Source organism: Muricoccus radiodurans, assembly GCF_050154705.1.
Taxonomy (GTDB): Bacteria; Pseudomonadota; Alphaproteobacteria; order Acetobacterales; family Acetobacteraceae; genus Roseomonas; species Roseomonas radiodurans.
Genome location: NZ_CP189561.1, coordinates 2348973 through 2364249 on the forward strand (window position 1 = coordinate 2348973; position 15277 = coordinate 2364249).

Here is a 15277-nt window from a genome sequence, read left to right on the forward strand (position 1 = left end):
TCCCGCCTCCGGCGGACACGCCTCAGTACCGCTTGTACGAGAGGAACTTCCCGGACATGCCGATCCGCACGCGGTCGCCGTCCTGGTCGGGCTGACGCTCCAGCGTCATGTCGAAGTTGATGGCGGACATGATGCCGTCGCCGAACTCCTCCTGGATCAGTTCCTTCCAGGTCGGGCCATAGACCATCACCAGCTCGTAGAAGCGGTAGATCAGCGGATCGGTCGGCGGCATTGGCATGGCGGCGCCGCGATAGGGGATCTCGACCAGCGTCGCCTCGTCCTCCTCGTCCAGCCCGAGGAGTTCGGCGACGCCGCGCGCGTGATGCGGCTCCGCGCTCATCTGTCCCATGCAGAGGGCGCAGGTCCAGGTCGGGCTCATCCCGATCCGATTCGCGATCTCGGCCCATCTCAGGCCCTTCGCCCTCTTCAGCGTCAGGATCTTCCGGCCGAGCTCGGCCTTGGCATCGTTCACGGCATCTCCCCGGACTGGGCAGGATCGCCCTCAGGCGACGGCCGGGCTGCAAGGCGTGTGCCGGGGTCATGAAGGTCGCGGACGTCCCCTCCCCTGGTCAGGCGTCCCGCGCCGGCCGAAAGTCCGCCGGCATCGAGGGAGGGATTCCGATGATCGTCGACCTGCGGATCTACACCTGCCAGCCGAACCGCATGGCGGAGTTCGTGAAGCTCTACGAGGAGGCGGCCTGGCCCCTGCAGAAGAAGTATCTTCAGCGCTGCCTCGGCTGGTACACGACGGTGGAAGGCCCGCTGAACCGCGTCGTCCATCTCTGGGCCTATGAGAGCCAGGCCGATCGGGAGCAGCGGCGCTCCGCCATGGCGGCCGATCCGGCGTGGGGGAACTACCTGAAGAAGGCGGCGGAGCTGGGCGTGCTCCAGAACATGGAGAACCGCCTCCTGACGCCGACCGCGTTCTTCAAGCAGTACCAGTCCGAAGGCGGCGCCGGCGCTTAAGAGCCGCGGGGTCCGGGGAGCACGTCTGCTCCCCGGCGGAGGGTCCGGGAGGCAGAGCCTCCCGGAAGGCGCCCGTTCTAAAGACGCTTCGCGAGGAAGGCGTTGATCCGGTCGAGCAGGCCATGGCCGGCATCGGCCGCGTCGTCCACGGCCCGGTGGCCGCGGCGGCGTGCCTCCTCCCGCGCCTTGCCGAAGAGATGCCAGCCCCGGTCCTCCGCCTCGTCATAGGCCTTGCGGCCGCGGCGGCGCGCGTCCTCGGCCATCTCGGCGCCGCGGTCGCGGGCGCGGCCGAAAAGCGACCAGCCCCGGTCATGGACGTCGTCATAGGCGCCGGCGGCCCGCTTGCGGGCGGTGTCGTACAGGTCCTCGCCGCGGTCACGGGCCCGGCCGAACAGGGACCAGCCGCGGTCCCGCGCGTCCTCATAGGTGTCGGACGCGTGGCGGCTGGCGCGGTCGTACAGGTCCTCGCCCTGAGACCGGGCGCGGCCGAACAGGCGCCAGCCCTTATCGCGCGCCTCGTCATAGGCGTCGCCGCCCAGGTCGCGCGCGCGCTCCGCGAGGGCGGTGGCGCGCTCCTGCGCCTCCTCAGCCGCGGCCACGGCGGCGCGATAGGCGCGGTCGGCGTAGCGGGACGCCTTCTTCTCGGCCCAGCGGAGGGTCGGCTTCGCCTCCTTGTGCGCGTGCTCCGCGTAGTCCAGCGCGCGATGGGCAATGCGGCTCGCCTCATGGCCCAGCATGTCGAGGCCGCTGCCGGCATCCTTCGCCACGGACCGGCCGAGGCGCCAGGCGCGGTCGGCCAGGCGCTGCGGCACCGGCTGCGGCCGGCGCAGCGTGTACATGCCGATCGCGGCGCCTGCGAGCAGCGCGCCGAGGCCGATCATCAGCCCGGCCGGGCCGAGCGGGTTCATCTGCGCCTCGAGCAGGAAGGAGGTCTGGCGCGGCGGCGGGCCGGCCAGGGAGGATGTCTCGGCCATGTCTTCCTTCGGTTGATAGAGGTTGTCGCGGCGCTCGGCCCGGCCCGGGTCGTCGGTGACCTGGGTGGGACGGGCGATCTTCTCCATGATCAGGTCGGTCAGGCGCGGGGCGAGGCGGCCCAGCACCGCGATCGCGGCGCCGCCGCCGCCGACCGTCAGGTCGCGTACGCGGGTCTCCGCGGCGTGCAGGATCGCGCGGCCAACGACGCGGGGGTGGTAGGCCGGCGGCGGGTTCCGCGTGCCGGGCGCGCCGGTCAGGTTGCGCGCGTGCTCCATGTAGGGCGTGTCGATCGGCCCGGGTTTGATGAGGGTGACAGAAATCGGGTAGCCCTCGGCCTCGAATTCCATGCGGAAGGCGTCGGTCGCCGCCTTCACGGCGAACTTCGCCGCCGAATACGGGCCTTGCAGCGCGATGGAGCGGTCGGACAGCACGGAGCCGACATTGACGATCGCGCCGCCTTTCTCCTTCAGGTGGCGGGAGGCGACGAGGGTGCCGTGCACCAGGCCCCAGTAGACGACGTCGAAGAGGCGCCGCTGGTCCTCCAGCGGGGTGTCCTCCATCTCGCCGTAGATGAAGGCGCCGGCGACGTTGCACCAGGTGTCGAAACCGCCGAAGGCGGAGATCGCCGTCTCCGCGATGCGCTCCACCTGCGCCATGTCGGAGACGTCGGCCACCACGGGCTGGGCGCGGCCGCCCTTCTGCCGGATCTCCTGCACGAGCTCGTTCAGCGCGGCCTCGTTGCGCGCGGCGGCGACGACGGCGGCGCCCTTCTCCGCCGCCATGCGGGCGGTCGCGAGACCGATGCCGGAGGTGGCGCCGGTGATGACGATCACCTGCTCGGAAACGGGCTTCAGCTTTGGGGCAGGCATGGGAAGTTCGGCTCCGGATCGGGCAGAGGTTCGGGGGCCCAACGCGGAAGGGGGGCGAGGGTTCCCCGGCGGCGACGGCCGCGCCGGCCCGCGACGCCGATGCGTTCCGGGTCTTCGCACCGCCTCACCGGAGGCGGGCGGGAACACCGCCCCGGCGCCCTGGGGGCAAAGCGTCGGGCCGCGCCGCAGCGCGCCGCCGAGGCCCGCACCGGTGCATGCCTCGGCTGGCAGCCCGGGGCTAGGCCACCTCCAGCCGGGTGACCGCCCCCTCCCCTTCCGGCGCCAGGGCGAGATCTGCGATGACGGGCAGGTGGTCCGACGCCTCCCGCGCGGCCTTATCCGTCCAGCTCCGCAGCAGCACGGCGCGGGGCCGAACGTAGATCCGGTCCAGCGCGAAGAGAGGACGGCCCACGGGGAAGGTGCGGGCCCTGGTCCGGGACGGCAGCACGCCGAGGAAGGCTCGGTCCACCGGCCCGTGCGGCTCCCAGTCGTTGAAGTCGCCCAGCGCGATCGTCGGCTCGGCCCCCTGCCGCGCCAGGGCCGCGAGGCGCAACGCCTGCTGCCGCCGCTCCCGCAAGCCGAGGCCGAGATGGGCCGCGATCACGCGCAGCGGGCCCTTCGGCGTGGCCGCGCGCGCGGTGATGGCGCGGCGCGGCTCGCGCCCGGGCACGGTGATGTCGTGCAGCGCCTCGTCCTCCAGCGGCCAGCGGGAGATCAGCATGTGGCCGTAGCAGCCCTCCGCCCCGCGCAGGGTCGGCGCCTCCACCGCGTGGCCGCCCAGCTCGTCCCGCAGCGCGGTGAAGGGCAGGCTGGGGGGCCGGGTCCGGCCCTCCACCTCCTGGATCGCGACGATGTCGGGGCCGTGGCGCCGGATGAGAGCGATGGCGCGGGCGAGGTCGTGCCGCCCGGCCGTGCAGACGCCGCCATGGATGTTCCAGGTCATCACCCGGATGGCGGAGGCGTCCGGGGTCGCGTCGGCGGTCACGCCTCCTTCCGCATCCGGCGGAAGGCGCGCTGCAGGGCCCAGGTGATCCCCGCCCAGGCGACGAGCACGCCGAGCAGGATGAAGCCCTGGGTCGGCGTCGGGTTCTCCAGGATGCGGGAGAGGCTGTCGCCGACGACGGAGAGGAGCGTCAGCCCCGGCGCGAGCCCGATCACCGTGCCCGCCATGTAATCGAGGAATCGCACGCCCAGCGCCCCGGCAACGAGGTTCACGACGGTGTACGGCGCGACCGGGATCGTCCGCACCGCGGCGATAGCGAGGATGCCGTTGCGGTTCACCGCCTGGCTGATCCGGTTGATGCGCGGCCCGAGGAACCGCCGCAGCGCATTGGCGCCGAGCCAGCGCCCCACCCCATAGGTCGCCGCCGCGGAAAGGAGCGCGCCGATGGCCGCATAGACGATGCCGGGCCAGGTGCCGAAAGCCGCCGCCGTGCCGAGGATGAGGATGTTCAGCGGGAAGCCGACGAGGCCGAGCAGCACGAAGCCGAGGATCGCGATGCCCGGTCCCCAGACGCCGCCGGAGGTCAGCGTGTCGCGCACCGTCTCCGGCGTCAGCAGCTCCGAGAGCGGCGTCGCCTTCCACAGCAGGACCAGCCCGACGATGGGCAGTAGCATCAGCGCGGCGCGGGCCAGCAGCGGCCAAGGCAGGCCGGTGCGCGGCGCGGTGTCGGGATGGCCGACGAAATCGGCCAGCACCTCCCCCGCTTCGATAGGGCGGCGGGGGTCGGCGGCGCGCTCGATCCCGGGAATGAGGCTGCGCGCGGGAGTGCGCCCATCCTGCACGGGCAGAAGGCTGCGGCCATTTCCGGACAGACCGTCCACCGCGCGCAGCAGCGATCCGGTGGCCGCGAGGCGCGTGGCGACGGTCTCGGGCGTCGCGCCGGTGTGCTCCGCGATCAGCCGGTCGCGGATCGTCGCGATCCCGGTGCGGGTGACGTCGTCGGTCGCCTCCACGACCAGGTCGCACTCCGTGTCCGTGCCCATGGAGCGGTTGCAGAGGTTCGAGGAGGCGACACGCAGCAGCCGGTCATCGACCACCATGACCTTCGCGTGCACCATCACCTCCTTCTCCGCCTCGTCGTTGCGGACCTGGGGGTGGACGAGGCGAACCCGGTTCGCGACGCCGGCGCGGCGCAGGGCGCGCATGAAGCGGATGCGCCCCGCGAGCATCGTGCGGTGCTCCAGCCAGGTGTGGTGCGTCTTCGGCGCGACGATCAGCGCCTCCAGCGCCGGGCGCTCCTTCATCCGCCGGATCAGGGCGCGGGCGAGGCGGCCGCAGGTGAGGAACTGGTTCTCGACATAGAGATGCCGCTCCGCGGCGCGGATCATGTCGAGGTAGAGCGTCTCCACCTCCCGGATCTCGGGCTCGCCCCCATGCGCGGGCTGGGTGCGGGCGATGCCGACCGAGACATTCCGGAGATCGGGCGCGAGATCGTCGGGCCAGGGGTCGCGGCCCTCCTCCGCCTCCACCGGGTCGGGCTCCTCGCAGGCCGCGCGGGACCAGCGGGCGCGGACGAGGTCGGCCAGCGCCCGCGCGGCGTCCCCGTCCACCGCCATCTGCACGTCGTGGAACGGGGCGTAGGGCGCGCCCGAGGGGTCCACGCGGCGCGCATCCGAGGGGTCGTGCGCGCTGGTGTCCCAACGCCGGATGGTGAGATCGAGCCCGCCGGAGAAGGCGACCGCGTCGTCGATCACCACCACCTTCTGGTGGTGGGACGCCCCGAAGGGCGTGTTGTCATCGAGGCAGAGCTCGACCTCCGGAGGCGTGTTCCAGCGCAGCGCGAGGGAGGGCAGGAGTTGGCGCTCCAGCGCGTAGAGAACGGAGTAGTCCCAGAGAAGAAGCTTGATCTGGAGTTCCGGCCGCCGCTGCACGAGTGCGGAGAGGAAATCGCCCAGCGTCTCTGGCAGGCCGTCCTCCGGCGGCTCGGCCCCGACCAGCCGGGTGCGGCTGTCGATGTCCCAGCCGATGATGTTGATGGCGTGCCGCGCCTTGAGCATCGCCGCCCGCAGCGCGCCGAAATAGGCGGCCCCGTCCGAGAGCACGGCGGCCCGGCCCGCCGTCGCCACCCGCCAGACGTTGCCGCCGGGGCGCAGCAGGCCGGGCGCGCCGGCGTGCGGGGTCGCGGCGGCGGATCGGGCGCGGGCTGGTGCTTCGATCAGCATCGGCGGCGTAACGCGGCAGCGGCGCTGTCGTTCACGATGGTCCGGCGGCCAGGGGAGAGAGCCCTGGCCCCTCTCTGGCGCCAGCATCCTCCCGCGCCCTGGACGCCGCCCTCCGGCGCCGCGGCAGGGTGCGGCAGAGCCGCCTCAGAGCGCCGAGCGTACCCGCAGGCCGATGGCCAGTGCGTCGCGCAACCGGCCGTTCGGCGCACGGTCATCGGTGCCGCCCGCATTCGGGTGGGAGATCCACTGGACGATCGGCCGAACCCAGAGATGATCAGGCACGATCTGCGCCTCGTAATTCACCTCCACCACCACCTCCCGATCGCGCAGCGGCAGGCCGAGGGCGCGGTCCTGGGCACGGCGATCCCCTCCGGCGCGCGCATAGGTGGCCCCGACGGAGAAGGTGTCGCCGGACTGTCCGAAGGGCTCGCGCCAGGCGAGGCCCGCATCGGCATAGAAGGAGAGGAGGTTGCGGTCCGGCGGCGTCACGGAGGCGCGGGCGAAGGCGCCCAGGCTGGCCCCCCCGTCGCGCCACAGCGTCGCCTCCGCCACCGCATAGGCCCCGTAATTGCCGTTGTGGCGGCGCGCCGGGCCGGGCGCGTCCGGCAGGATGCCCGAGGCAGGGGGCTCCTCGAGCGGGGGCGCCGCGCGCTGGTCGTCGAAGCCCCCGGTGTGCCTCCAGAGCCCGAGCTTCGCGACCCAGGGCCGGAACTGGCCGCGGGCCGGCGCTCCGGTGCCCACCACCACCTCCCCCATCAGCAGGGCGCCGCCGTTGAAGGGAAAGGCGGTCCCGTACCGGTTGTGCCGCTGCGGGTCCGTCCCCTCCCCGCGCCGGCCGCCCGGATCGCCGGAAAAGATCGCGAGGCGCACGCCCGAGCCGTCATCGGGATCGCCGAGGGCCAGCCGCACGCCCGGGACGGCGATCGGATAGCCAGGCCCGCCGGAGGGCAGGGCCGTGGACAGGAAGAGCGGCCATCCGAACGTCCCGTTGGTCAGGGAGGCGCCCACCGCGGTGGTGGCGAATTCCGCATCCGCCGCGAGCTGCCCGAGGCGGACGGAGCCGATCCCCGCCGCGGTCCGCTGCACCCAGAGCTCCGACAGGCGAAGGGTCGCGACGGCCTCCGCGTGGCTCAGGGCCGCGAGCCCGCCGATCAGGCTCGGCGTGGGCTGGCGCCCGAAGAGGCCGATCAGGCCGACATAGGCCGACCACCCCTCCATCCCCGCCAGGGTCCCGAGGTCGAGGGCGAGGGCGGGTTCCGTCTGGACAAAGCCGGACACGCCGCGATGCGCGCCGCCGCGAAGATTGGCGAAGCCGTCCGCCAGGGCTTCCCAGGCAAAGCAGACACCGGGGGAGAGGGAGACGCCGGACTCGCAGGCCGGTGCCTCGTTATTCTCCGCAGCGGCCGCGGACGTGAAGAGAAGCAGTGGCAGGATGGCCCGGAGCAGCGGCCCCGTCAGGGCACGGCATGCCCTCTCGGCTCGGGTGGACACAAGCGCTTCTCCGATGTGTAACTTAGCTCATGCTAAATTCTTCTGCGGAGACTTAAAAGGGGTGCCGATCAGCCGCAGCACACGCAGCGGCCGCCCAGCGACCGCAGCGTGCGGGACCAGCCGGGCTTATGGCGATCCAGCGCCGAAAGGGCGGCTTCGGGGTCGAGGCGGGTGGGCCGGCCATCCTCCAGCACGACCTGCCCATCCACGATGCTGACGGCGACATCAGGCACCCGGGCATAGAAGACGAGCGCGGGGTGGTCCCCGTAATAGGGCTGAAGATGCGGCCCGTTCAGGTCCACGAGGATGAGGTCCGCCTTCTTCCCCGGCTCCAGGGAGCCGATCTCGCGCTCCAGCCCCAGCACCGTCGCGGCGCCCATGGTGTGCAGCCAAAGGGCCTCGGCGGTCGGCAGGTAGTCGGGATCGCCCAGGCGCACGCGCATGACGTTGATGGCGTTGCGCATTCCCTCGAAGGGATCGTTCTGCATCCAGTCGGTGCCGAAGCCGGTGGGAATGCCGCGGGCCCGGATCACGTCCAGCCGGGGATAGCGGCCGCGGCGCGGGTAGATGGTGGGACAATGGGCGTAGCGCGCACCGGTCTCCGCCATCGCGTCCAGGTCGGCATCGCTGGCGTAGCTCAGATGCGCGCAGACGACGTCAGGGGCGAGCATCCCGATGTCCCGCAGGTATTCCAGCGGGCCGCACCCCTGCTCCTGCTGGATCACGGCCACCTCCTTCACCGTCTGGGCGGTGTGGATGTGCATGCCGATGCCGAGCCGCGTGGCCTCCGCCCGCGCCTCGCGGTGCAGGGATGCCGAGCAGGTGTCGGTGGCGTGGGTGCCGATGCGGGCGGTGATGCGGCCCTCCGCCGCGCCGTTCCAGCGCTCGGCGAAGGCGACGCCGTCCTTCAGGCGCGCCTCTCCGATGTGGGCGTGTCGCGTGTAGTCGCCGCGGTGCAGCTCCTCCAGCCGCACGTCGAAGACCTTGTGCGCGATCTGCGCGCGCAGGCCGGAGCGGGACACGGAATCCGCCAGGTGCCAGGGCGCGTACCAGATGTCGTTGATCGTGGTGACGCCGGAGCGGAGCATGTCGGCGCAACCGGCCTCGGCCAGGACGCGCCACTCCTCGTCGGAGATGTCCTTCTCCATCCGGAAGGCGATGCCCGCGAGGCCGACGCCGCCCGTGCCGTCGTCCGTCTGGGACCGGAAGACGATGGAGGCGGTGTGGCAATGCGCGTTGACGAAGCCCGGCAGCACCGCGCTGCCGCGGCGGGCGATGGTGCGCGCGGGCTTCCAGTGACCGGCCGGCCTGGCCGGACCGGCATGGACGATCCGGTCGCCCCGGATCGCGACCTCGCCGTCCGCGATGACGGGCAGGCCCGGCGACATGGGATAGAGGAAATCGGCGCGGACCAGCAGGTCCACCTCGTCGGGCATGGTCGCTCCCCCGTGCGGCGTGAGGAAAGGCTGGCGGGGTTGCGGCGGTGCGGCAAGGCACGTCGCGCCAGATCAGGGGATCGCCCGGCTCCTCCCGCGTGAGGCGAGCGCGGCCGCGACGAGAAGGATCGGGATCGCGGGGTTCACGACCTGGATGAGCAGCAGCGGCCCCGTTCCGATCCGTCCGTCCATGAAGGCGAGGAGCGAGCCGAGCAGGACAATGTGCATCACGACGCCGCCGAGGATCGTGGCGACGATCGCCCGTGGCCCAACGCGCCGGTCGCCCCAGGCCACGCGGAAGCTCCAGAACGACAAGGGCAGGAAGAGAAGCAGCCCGGTCAGCAGGCCGGGGTTGTAGGCACCGGCCGCGATCGCGGGCCCCGCATGGGCGAAGAGGTTGACGAAGGGAGTGGCGAAGAAGCTCAGCGCGAGCGCCGGCCGGCGCCGGCCCAGCCAGGCGCAGACCGGTCCCGCCATCCAGACCGCCGCGATGTTGACCGCCGTGATGAAGGCGGCCGGGACGGGACAGGCAGCCGGGTCCGCATGGCCGAGCGCGGCGCAGAGGTTGCCGCGGAATGCATAGGCCTGGCCCCGCGCATCGACCCCATGCTCCTCGAACTGGTGGAGGACGTAGGCACAGGTGCCGGCCCAGGCGAGCCAGACAAGGTCCCGGCCGCGCGGCAGGGCGGGATCGGCGCGGAGCCGGTCCGTCGCGAACAGCAGGGGCAGGAGCAGCACCGCGGCGCCGAGCCCGACCCAGGGCCAAAGGCTGTCGAAGGCGTTCACCCCCGCAGCCCTGACACATGCGGCCGGAGTCCCTGAAGAGCGACGGAGCCGCGAGCGCCTCGCGCGGAAAGCCGAGCGGATCTCCGTGCGGGCAGCTCCCGCTTCGAGATCAGCCCTTCACGCCCGCCGCCGCACCGCCCTGGCCACCCGCGGCGGTGAAAAGGGCGCGGGTCAACGCCTCCGGCAGGGGCCCCGGCGGCCCACCGGCGGGGCGGCGGCCATGCGTCGCGCGGAACTTGAAAATGCGCCCGCCGGCCAGGCCAAGGCAGGCGTAGCTCGTGGCCACGGTGTTGTCGTTGTAGGCGAGGTCGTACTGGTCACAGCGCAGGGCGGGTCCGGCGGGGCCGACGAGGTCGGGCAGGCGGCGGCGCGCGGCAACGCGGTAGCCGCGCTGCGCGCCAACCCCCGCGATCTCCCGGCTGCTCATATCCAGTTCCTCCGAGACCACGTGGTGGTTCGCGTCACCGGACAGGGTTCCGCGGCGGCGATCATAGAGGAACACGGTCACGGCCGGATCGCCCGGTCCGCCCTGGTAATCCGCGCCCGCCCCGAGCCCCGCGCCGTTCGGGCGGGCCTCGAAATCCGTCAGCTGCGGGTTGCGGCGATAGCCGGCGATCTCCATCGGCAGGGCCGAGATCGCCTGGGCCGCGGCGGACTGCGCCACCGGTGCCGTCGGCCCGGAAGAGGGCGGCGCCCCCTTGCCGCCCTGCGCCAGGGCAGGCCCCGCGAGCAGGCCGAGGAACAGGGCGAATCCGATCATCCGCATCGGGCGGCATCCTCTCTTCCCTGGGCGCGCCCCGGCCGGCCGATGCCGGCGCGGCGGTCCCGCTGACGCCGCCATCCCTAAACCGGTTTGGCGATCCTGGCAGATGCCGCTTTCGCGAGCGGGCCCGCGGCCCGGTTCGTGCTTCGCCCCGCCCGGACCGGACGGGGGAATGGCAGCGTGCTGTGGGACGTGGCGGAACGGGACGGACCCGAGGCGGCCGTGTCGGCGGCGCTGGCGCGGATTCGCGAATGGGCGGACCCGGCTCTCTTCCTCCACGCCGTCCCGGAGGAGGCGGCACTGGCCGAGGCGCGGCGGCTCGCCGCCGAGGGCCCACGAGGACGACCGCTCTTCGGCCTGCCTTATGTGGTGAAGGACAACATTGACGTGGCCGGCGTTCCGACCACGGCGGCCTGCCCGGACTTCGCCTTCGTGGCGGACGCGGACGCGCCCTGCGTCGCCCGCCTGCGCGCGGCCGGCGCCGTCCTGCTCGGGAAGGTGAACCTGGACCAGTTCGCGACCGGGCTGGTGGGTGTGCGGTCGCCCTACGGCACGCCGCGGAACGCGATCGTGCCGGATTGCGTGCCGGGCGGCTCCTCCTCCGGCTCGGCCTCGGCGGTGTCGGCGGGGATCGCGGCCTTCGCGCTGGGCACGGATACGGCGGGGTCCGGACGCGTGCCGGCGGGGGCGCAGAACATTGTGGGGCTGAAGCCGACTGTCGGCCTCGTGCCCAGCCAGGGAATGGTGCCGGCCTGCCGCTCGCTCGACTGCGTCTCGGTCTTCGCCCTGACAGCGGCGCAGGCCGCGGCGGTGCTGGAGGTGGTGGCAGGCCCGGAGCCGAAGGATCCCTACTCTCGCGCGGCCCCGTCCGGTTGGCGGGCCACGGGCGGCGCCGTGCCGCCCGTGCTGCGGGCCGCGGTGCCGCTGGAGGAGGAGCTGATCTTCGACAGCTGCGACGACGCCGCGCTCTTCGCCGCGTCCGTGACGCGGCTGGAGGAGATGGAGGCGGTGGTGGAGCGCGTGTCCATCGCGCCCTTCCTCGCCCTCGCGCGGCGGCTGTACGACGGCGCCTGGGTGGCGGAGCGCACGGCGGCGCTGCGGGAGATGGTGGAGCGGCGACCTGAATCGTTGCACCCCGTGACGCGCGGCATCCTGGAGGGCGGCCTGCATCGCCGCACCGTCGACGCCTTCGACGACTTCCATGCCCTGGCGGAGACACGCCTCCTGTCCCGGGCGCTCTTCGCGCGTGCCGACGTGCTGGTCGTGCCGACCTTCCCAGGCCTGCCGACGCTGGCGGACCTCGCGGCGGAGCCGGTGGCGGCCAATTCCCGGCTGGGAGCTTACACGAACTTCGTGAACCTGCTCGACCTCGCCGCCATCGCCGTCCCGTCCGGCTTCCGGCGGGACGGGCGGCCGGCGGGGGTGACGCTGATCGGGCCGGCCTTCTCCGAGGCGCTTCTCTGCGCCGCGGGCGGGGCGCTGCACCACGCGGCGGGGCTGCGCCGGCTGGGGAGCATGGAGGGGACCGTACCGCCCTTCCCGCCGGCCGCACCAGCAACGGGGCACGTCGCCCTGTTCTGCATCGGCGCCCACATGTCGGGTCTGCCGCTGAACGGGCAGGTCACGTCGTTGGGCGGCCGCTTCCTGCGGCGGGACCGGACGGTGCCGGCCTACCGGCTGCACGCGCTGGGGAACCGGCCGGGGCTGGTGCGCGCGGCGGAGGGCGCGGCGATCGAGGGAGAGGTCTGGGCGCTGCCGGCCGCCTCGGTCGGACCGTTGCTGGCGCAGGTCCCGGCGCCGCTGGGCTTCGGGACGGTGGTGCTGGAAAGCGGGCCCTGCCTCGGCTTCCTCGCGGAGGCCGCGGGGGTAGAAGGGACGCCTGATATCACCCGGTTCGGGGGGTGGCGGGCCTGGCTGGCGGCGGCCTGAAGGGAGGCCGGGGACTGAACTTCCCCGGCCCTTCTACTCCCCGTGCAGGTAGCAGGCGACGCCGCCCCCCGCCTTCTCCGTCCACCCCGGGAAACGCGTCGGGCAGACCGGCATCACGGCCGGGCAGCGCGGGTGGAAGTGACAGCCCGGCGGCGGCTTGGCGGCCGAGGGCAGCTCGCCACTGATCCGCGGCAGCGCGCCGCGGAGAGCCGGATCCGGCACCGGCGACGCGTCGCGGAGCACGCGGGCATAGGGGTGCAACGGGTCGGCCAGGACGCGGTCGACCGGGCCTTCCTCGATGATGCGGCCGAGATACATGACCGCCACCCGGTCGCAGAACCAGCGCACCACGGACAGGTCGTGCGATACGAACAGGAAGGACAGCCCGCGGCGCCGCTGTAGGTCGCGCAGCAGGAGCAGGACCTGGGCCTGGACGGAGACGTCGAGGGCGGAGACGGGCTCATCCGCCACGATGAGCTCCGGTTCCACCGTGAGGGCGCGAGCGATGCCGATCCGCTGGCGTTGCCCGCCCGAGAACTCGTGCGGATAGCGGTCGAGTGCGGCGGCAGGCAGGCCGACCTCTTCCAGCAGGGACGCGGCGCGGTCGCGGGCGGCGGCACCGCGCGCGATGCCGTGCAGGCGCAGCGGCTCCATCAGGGCGGAGCCGATCGTCTGGCGCGGGTCCAGCGAGGAATAGGGATCCTGGAAGACGATCTGCATCTTCCGGCGCAGCGCGCGGAGTTCGCCGCCGCTCGCCTTCGTCACATCCTGGCCGCGATAAAGGACGCGGCCGGAATCCGGCTCGATCAGGCGGAGCAGGGCACGGGCGGCGGTGGACTTGCCGCAGCCGGATTCGCCCACCAGCCCCAGCGCCGTGCCCGGCGCGATGGAGAAGGAGATGCCGTCCACGGCGCGGACCGTCACCGTCTCCCGCTTCGGAAAGCCGCGGGTCACCGTGAAGTGCTTCCGCAAGTGCTCGACGCGGAGCAGCGGCTCGGCCTGGACCGCTTGAGGCGGCGCGGGGTCCACGAGGTCGCTCATTCCGCCCGCAGCTTCGGATCGGTGGCGTCGCGCAGCCCGTCGCCCACCATGTTCAGCCCGAGCACGAGCAGCAGGATCGCAACGCCGGGAGCGACGGCCAACCACGGCGCATCGAGGATGTTCTCGAACCCGTCCCGCGTCATGCCGCCCCAGGTCGCCGTCGGCGGCTTCACGCCGAGGCCGATGAAGGAGAGCGACGCCTCTACCCGTACCGCCGTCGCGAGCCACAGGGAGGTCATCACGAGGATCTCCGGCAGGATGTTCGGCAGGATGTGCCGGAACAGGACGCGCGTGTGGGAGAAGCCGAGGGCGCGTCCCCCCTCCACGAAGGCGCGTTCCTTCAGCGCGAGGGTCGGCGCCCGGGCGATGCGCGCGAAAGGGGCGACAGCGGTGAGCGCGATGGCGAAGACGAGGTTGGACAGGTCCGGCCCCAGCAGCGCCACGACGATCAGGCCGAGGATGAGCGAGGGAAAGGAGAGCAGCACGTCCATCACCTGCATGGTGATGAGGTCCGTCCGCCCGCCGATGTAGCCGGACACCATGCCGATGGCGCCGCCCACCACCGCCGCCCCCGCGATCGCGCCGAGCGAGACGATGAGGCTGATCCGCGCGCCCCAGAGCAGGCGGGAAAGCACGTCTCGCCCGAACTGGTCCGTGCCGAGAAGGTAGTCGCCGCCGGGAGGCGCCAGGCGGTCGATGATGTTCTGCTCGGTCGGGTCGAACGGGGAGATCCAGGGCGCGAAGACAGCTGCCAGCACGATCGCCAGGCAGATCACGGAGCCGACGAGGGTGGTGGGATTCTTCAGTGCCTTGCGGACGGCGCGCCCCAGGGCGGCGCCCCGCCGGCGCGGCGCGATGACGACGGGTTCGGCGTGCGCGCTCATGTCCTCACCATCACGCTTTGACCCGGGGATCGAGGACGCCGTAGAGAAGATCCGTGACGAGGTTCACCACCACGATCAGGAAGCAGTAGATCACCATCAGCCCCTGCAGCATCGTGTAGTCGCGCTGGTTCAGCGCGCCGACGATGATCTTGCCCAGGCCCGGCCGGTTGAAGACGATCTCCGTCAGCACGGAATTGCCAATGAGGATGCCGACATAGAGGCCGACCACCGTCACCACGGGAATGGAGGCATTGCGCAGCCCATGCACCCAGACCACGCGCCGCCAGGGCACGCCCTTGGCGCGGGCGGTGCGGATGTAGTCCTCGGACAGCGATTGCAGCATGGCCGAACGGGTGACGCGGGTGATGTAGGCAGCCATCACCAGCCCCAGCGTCGCCGCGGGCAGGACAAGCTTGTGCAGCCGGTCCACCGGATCGGCCAGGTTGGCGTTGCCGATCACCGGGAAGAGCCGCCAGTGCAGCGAGAAGGCCAGCAGCAGGAAGATGCCGGACACGAAGACCGGAAAGGACAACCCGAGCAGCGAGAGCAGACGCGCCGCCACGTCGATGAAGCGGTTGCGGTAGAGCGCGGCCGCGATCCCCGCCGGAATGCCGACCACGATGCCGATGACCATGGAGGCGCCGGTCAGGTCCAGCGTGTGCGGCAGGACCGCCGAGACCTCCTCGATGATCGGGCGGCCCGTGACCATGGACCGGCCGAAGTCGCCGGTGATGCCGGCGAGGAGGAAGTCGACGTATTGCGTGACCATCGGCTTATCGAGGCCCAGCCGGCCACGCAGCGCCGCCGCGGCCTCCGGCGTCGCCTGATCGCCGAGGATCACCAGCGCCGGATCGCCCGGGATCACCCGCACGATCAGGAAGACGAGCGTCAGCACGGCGAGCAGGGTGGGGAGCGCCGCCAGCAGGCGGCGCACCACGAAGCCGATCATCCGACCATCCCCGCCTGCGCGCG

General features: G+C 72.4%; 13 protein-coding genes. 2 read left to right on the forward strand and 11 right to left on the reverse strand.

Features of this window, described 5'->3' with window-relative positions; genetic code table 11:
• Nucleotides 1–22: 22 nt before the first annotated feature.
• Complete coding sequence (cynS, locus tag ACP6CK_RS11505) at nt 23–472, reverse strand: cyanase (RefSeq protein WP_426959068.1); 450 nt, start codon at nt 470–472, stop codon at nt 23–25.
• A 149-nt stretch (nt 473–621) separates the two neighbouring features.
• Here cynS and ACP6CK_RS11510 point away from each other — a divergent pair, with 149 nt between their 5' ends.
• Entirely contained in the window at nt 622–966 is a 345-nt protein-coding gene (locus tag ACP6CK_RS11510) for an NIPSNAP family protein (RefSeq protein WP_426959069.1), read from the forward strand.
• A 77-nt stretch (nt 967–1043) separates the two neighbouring features.
• On the opposite strand, the gene ACP6CK_RS11515 is transcribed toward ACP6CK_RS11510, so the two are convergent.
• From ACP6CK_RS11515 to ACP6CK_RS11545, 7 genes are all read right to left on the reverse strand, one after another.
• The gene (locus tag ACP6CK_RS11515; RefSeq protein ID WP_426959070.1) at nt 1044–2810 is read right to left on the reverse strand and encodes an SDR family oxidoreductase; all 1767 of its coding nucleotides are present in this window, start codon (nt 2808–2810) and stop codon (nt 1044–1046) included.
• A 238-nt stretch (nt 2811–3048) separates the two neighbouring features.
• A complete protein-coding gene (locus ACP6CK_RS11520; protein ID WP_426959071.1) occupies nt 3049–3795 on the reverse strand; it encodes an endonuclease/exonuclease/phosphatase family protein in 747 nt (248 codons plus the stop codon).
• Nucleotides 3792–5975 carry a VTT domain-containing protein gene (locus ACP6CK_RS11525; protein WP_426959072.1) on the reverse strand — a complete coding sequence of 728 codons (2184 nt, stop codon included), beginning with the start codon at nt 5973–5975 and terminating at the stop codon, nt 3792–3794. The genes ACP6CK_RS11520 and ACP6CK_RS11525 overlap by 4 nt, the downstream gene beginning before the upstream one ends.
• Before the next feature lie 144 nt (nt 5976–6119).
• Nucleotides 6120–7466, reverse strand: coding sequence for a carbohydrate porin (locus tag ACP6CK_RS11530; protein ID WP_426959073.1), 1347 nt, complete (start codon nt 7464–7466; stop codon nt 6120–6122).
• A 68-nt stretch (nt 7467–7534) separates the two neighbouring features.
• A complete protein-coding gene (locus tag ACP6CK_RS11535; protein ID WP_426959074.1) occupies nt 7535–8902 on the reverse strand; it encodes an amidohydrolase family protein in 1368 nt (455 codons plus the stop codon).
• Between the two features lie 72 nt (nt 8903–8974).
• Nucleotides 8975–9688: an HXXEE domain-containing protein gene (locus tag ACP6CK_RS11540; RefSeq protein ID WP_426959075.1), complete on the reverse strand. Its 714-nt coding sequence runs from the start codon at nt 9686–9688 to the stop codon at nt 8975–8977.
• Nucleotides 9689–9797: 109 nt separating this feature from the next.
• Nucleotides 9798–10454, reverse strand: coding sequence for a hypothetical protein (locus tag ACP6CK_RS11545; RefSeq protein WP_426959076.1), 657 nt, complete (start codon nt 10452–10454; stop codon nt 9798–9800).
• A 138-nt stretch (nt 10455–10592) separates the two neighbouring features.
• Here ACP6CK_RS11545 and atzF point away from each other — a divergent pair, with 138 nt between their 5' ends.
• Nucleotides 10593–12380: an allophanate hydrolase gene (gene atzF, locus ACP6CK_RS11550; RefSeq protein WP_426959077.1), complete on the forward strand. Its 1788-nt coding sequence runs from the start codon at nt 10593–10595 to the stop codon at nt 12378–12380.
• A 33-nt stretch (nt 12381–12413) separates the two neighbouring features.
• Here atzF and ACP6CK_RS11555 read toward each other — a convergent pair whose 3' ends face one another.
• From ACP6CK_RS11555 to ACP6CK_RS11565, 3 genes are read right to left on the reverse strand one after another with little or no spacing between them, the layout of a single operon-like run.
• Nucleotides 12414–13421 (reverse strand): ABC transporter ATP-binding protein, encoded by a 1008-nt coding sequence (locus ACP6CK_RS11555; protein WP_426959078.1) that lies wholly within the window; start codon nt 13419–13421, stop codon nt 12414–12416.
• On the reverse strand, nt 13418–14305 hold the full coding sequence (locus ACP6CK_RS11560; RefSeq protein ID WP_426959079.1) for an ABC transporter permease: 888 nt from the start codon (nt 14303–14305) through the stop codon (nt 13418–13420). Before ACP6CK_RS11560 ends, ACP6CK_RS11555 begins: the two co-directional genes overlap by 4 nt.
• A gap of 10 nt (nt 14306–14315) precedes the next feature.
• Nucleotides 14316–15254 carry an ABC transporter permease gene (locus ACP6CK_RS11565; RefSeq protein WP_426959080.1) on the reverse strand — a complete coding sequence of 313 codons (939 nt, stop codon included), beginning with the start codon at nt 15252–15254 and terminating at the stop codon, nt 14316–14318.
• Between the last annotated feature and the right edge of the window lie 23 nt (nt 15255–15277).